Here is a 3,528-nt window from a genome sequence, read left to right on the forward strand (position 1 = left end):
ATAATCGTTGGGTGAAATGCCGGCGTAGAAATAGTAGTTATTGATCCAGGTAGTTGGTTTATTGCGAACAATTTCCCAGCCCAGGTTCACCACTTCATCTATTTTGGCTTTGATGGTATAGTAGCTCTGAGAGGAAAGCCAGGTGCTTTCTTCGCGGGTGATTTGCTCGAATCTTTCCAGTCTGGCAGTATCGTTTTCCTCGCGGATATTACGCAGACAGTATTCTTTTTGTCTGAAATATTGTTCAGTGATTTCCACTATCTGCTGGTCTTTGCCGGTGCTGTCGAGTTGTTGCGCCAGTTTACGTTTCTTTTCTTCCAGCTGATATTTTTCGTCGGTAACATCGTCGGTGCTGATCAATTCCAGGCGGCCGCTGATATAGTCGAGATCAGATTGTATGTCCTGCACGGTCGCTGCCAGTTCGTACTGCTGGCTGTTTTTGAACGACTTCATTTTTTCTGTGGCCTGTATGCGGAGCTGCCGGATATCGTCCTGCAGTTTGCCCATATTGATTTGTCGTACCAATGGATTGAACACTTCGGAAAACTCCTGTTCATTCATTAGCAACACCGCTTTCACGGAGAGGTCCCTGCTTTCGCTGATCTGTAAAGTGATTTCCACATCGGAACCTTTTACGAGGTCGGTGATGAGGTCTATGCTTTTGATTTCAATCATGCCCAGTGGCACACAGCTGCCGGGGATGGCGTAACGGCTGCCTTCTACTACGTTGATGAGTAAACTATCCTGTCCGCTGCGCAGAATGGTTTTCATCACTTCTTTGATAATCGTTTTTCGCAGGGGGAGGATCGCATTTTTTTCAAAGATGAGTTCCAGTTTGGTGGTATTATTTTCCGGGTCATCTATTTCTATGCAGATGTCGTTGGGCAGCGGTTGCCCGTGGATATTGAATTTCCCTTGTGTGATAGCGATAACGGGTGTTTGTGCAGCCACTTCGTTGTGGGCAGCATCAAATACCAGGATGTTGAAAACGTTGTTGCTGTTTTCCGCCAGCAGCAGCATTTCAGAAATGCGTTCCTGCAGGGGTTTGATACCACTGTCGTACCCGCCATCCGCCCGCACGATGCGATAGCTGAGTCCTGTTACAGCACCTGTCACAATCGCGGTGAAATATTCTTCTTTGTCGGCGGTATTTTTCTGATAGGCTGTTTTGAAATGGATATTTAATTCACCGGCAACGGCAGATTTGTTTTGAGGCGATGCAGGCGCCGAAACGGAGCGGGTGCCTGCATACCATGCCGCACCCACTGCTACGGCCGTAGTGGGATCTACGCTGCAGTTTACGGCGATACCCAGTTGCGCCGCCACCAGTTGTTTCACCAGTGGAATATAGGTGCTGCCACCAATCATGACCACTTCCATGATATCGGCGGCGCTGAGGTTGTTGCGCACCAGTATTTTTTTCACGAGGTCTACAGAATATTGTATGCTGTCGTAGATCACGGATTCAAACTGATCCCGGGTGATGGTGAGATAAATATCCTGCTCATTGATTTCGAATTCTATTTCTGCGGCGGTGCTGTTGGTGAGTTGTACTTTCACCTCTTCCGCTTTTTTCAGCAGAATATGATAGAGGGTATTGTATTTTCCGCGGGCGCTGCGCAGCTCTGTGAGCAGGTCCGGGTAATGTCCCTGTAGTTGTAATTGCGGCACTACCAGTTTTTCGATAATGGCAATGTCGAAGTCTACGCCGCCGAGGTAGTTGTCGCCTTCATGATCTGTGACGCGCATTTCGCCGTCGATGATTTTTACCAGTGCCACATCGAAGGTACCGCCGCCCAGGTCATACACCAGCCATTGTCCCTGCAGGGTGTTGGCATTGGTTTGTTTGTTGGCGAAAGCGAGACTGGCAGCAATGGGTTCCTGTAACAGTTGAACTTCGCTGAAACCAGCGTCATTACCTGCTTTTTTGGTGGCGTTGGATTGGATGGTATCAAAAGATGCCGGGATGGTAATCACCACGGCGTCCGGTTTTTCGCCGGTATATATAAAGTTTTTGAGTTCGCGGAGAACCATGGCGGATAGTTCCACCGGTGTTTTAAAGTCGCTGGTATTGGGCACAAAAAAAGATTCCGAGGTACCCATTTTTCTTTTGAAAGATGAAAACACATTTTCCGGATCTTTCTCTATCAGCTCTCTGGCTTTATCGCCCACAATGATCCTGTCTTTCCGAAACGCCACCACAGAAGGCAATGTTTCTTTCTGACCGAAAGGATTCTTGAATATTTCTACGGTGCCGTTCTGGAATTTGCCGATCAGGGAGTTGGTCGTACCCAGATCAATGCCGAAATTAATTTGGTTGCTCATAGGTTTATTTTGCTGCAGCGATGACTACCCCTTTTTGTAAAATGGATTTTTGTCCGCCTGCGGTATAGTATACAACTGGTTTAATCACATTCACGATTTCCATTTCCGGCGCCATATCACCGGTAATGCTGGCCTCATAATCTATTCTTGTTTCATGATAGGTTTCTCCCAATGGGTTCAGGATGGTATAGCCGGCTTCTTCGAAGTGCTGCTTGATACGGTCTACATTGCGCTGCAGGGAAGACAGCTCCGGTTTGGCAGTTGTTTTCTTATCCAGTTCAAACACCTGGTTAATGATCCGGATGTGAAGGGTTAATAGTGGGTCCATTCGGTATATTGTGTTGGAAGCAAATATATTGATTTGAAGCGATGTTTTGTCTTTCTCAGGATTATACTGATTATAATGATTCTGATGATTTTTTTCTTACTTAGATTTATACCGATTTTGTTTTGAAAGATCAGCAGAACAGTAGCGAATATTTGCCGTAACCTGGAATCGGCTATTTTTTGTCCTACCGGGATGAATAACCCTCGATAGTCCCTCAAATTTCAAAAAAAATCATCGGAATCATTATAATCAGTATAATCCTGAGAAAGACAAAAATTCGCATCCATCCCACAAATTTTGTTTTTCCGGAATTAGATATTATCTTAAAGCTATTCCGTATTCCACATTAAACATACCCAGACGTTATGAAAACTCGGTTGTTACTCATCTTTAGCCTGCTCTTCTCTCTATTTCTGCAATCGAATGCACAATCGCCTTTACCGGCCATTGGCATCTGTGCATCTTTTTCGAATGATAGTTTGGCTGCCAGCAGCGGTTTTACGTATCTGGAAGAAACCGTACGCAAAATTCTGTCGCCATCCCTGAGCGAGGCGCAGTTCCGCGAGCAGCTGCATGCCCTGCGTAGCAGCCGTTGTAAAGTACAGAGCTGTAATGTATTTGTGCCGGGATATATAAAACTTACCGGTAACGAAGTAAATGAAGCCCGGGTACTGGGCTATGTGGACTCTGTGATGCAGCGCGCTAAAATAGCAGGGGTGAAGCTCATTGTGTTGGGGAGTGGTGAAGCCCGTAAAATACCGGAAGGAGCGGACCGTGAGCAGGTAGTGCAGCAATTCATTTTGCTGGGACGTAAAATGGCGGTCATTGCTGCAAAATATGACTGCGTCATTGCCATGGAAAACCTGAATAAAACA

3 protein-coding genes are annotated in these 3,528 nt (G+C 46.2%); 1 reads left to right on the top strand and 2 read right to left on the bottom strand.

The window, feature by feature from the left end:
- Both VIP81_RS21650 and VIP81_RS21655 read right to left on the bottom strand, forming a co-directional pair.
- Window positions 1-2,325, bottom strand: a 2,325-nt coding sequence (locus VIP81_RS21650; protein ID WP_331966195.1) for an Hsp70 family protein, incomplete at its 3' end; no start/stop codon positions are given.
- Window positions 2,326-2,329: 4 nt separating this feature from the next.
- Complete coding sequence (locus VIP81_RS21655; RefSeq protein WP_331966198.1) at window positions 2,330-2,653, bottom strand: hypothetical protein; 324 nt, start codon at window positions 2,651-2,653, stop codon at window positions 2,330-2,332.
- Window positions 2,654-3,018: 365 nt separating this feature from the next.
- On the opposite strand from VIP81_RS21655, the gene VIP81_RS21660 reads away from it, so the two are divergent.
- On the top strand, window positions 3,019-3,528 hold a 510-nt coding region (locus VIP81_RS21660), incomplete at its 3' end, for a hypothetical protein (protein ID WP_331966201.1).

Origin of the sequence: Chitinophaga sp. (assembly GCF_036566945.1) — a bacterium.
Classification (GTDB): domain Bacteria; phylum Bacteroidota; class Bacteroidia; order Chitinophagales; family Chitinophagaceae; genus Chitinophaga.

Excerpts from the sequence above, each read along its gene's own strand:
- VIP81_RS21655 (WP_331966198.1), bottom strand. The coding sequence starts at position 2,653 with ATGGACCCACTATTAACCCTTCACATCCGGATCATTAACCAGGTGTTT.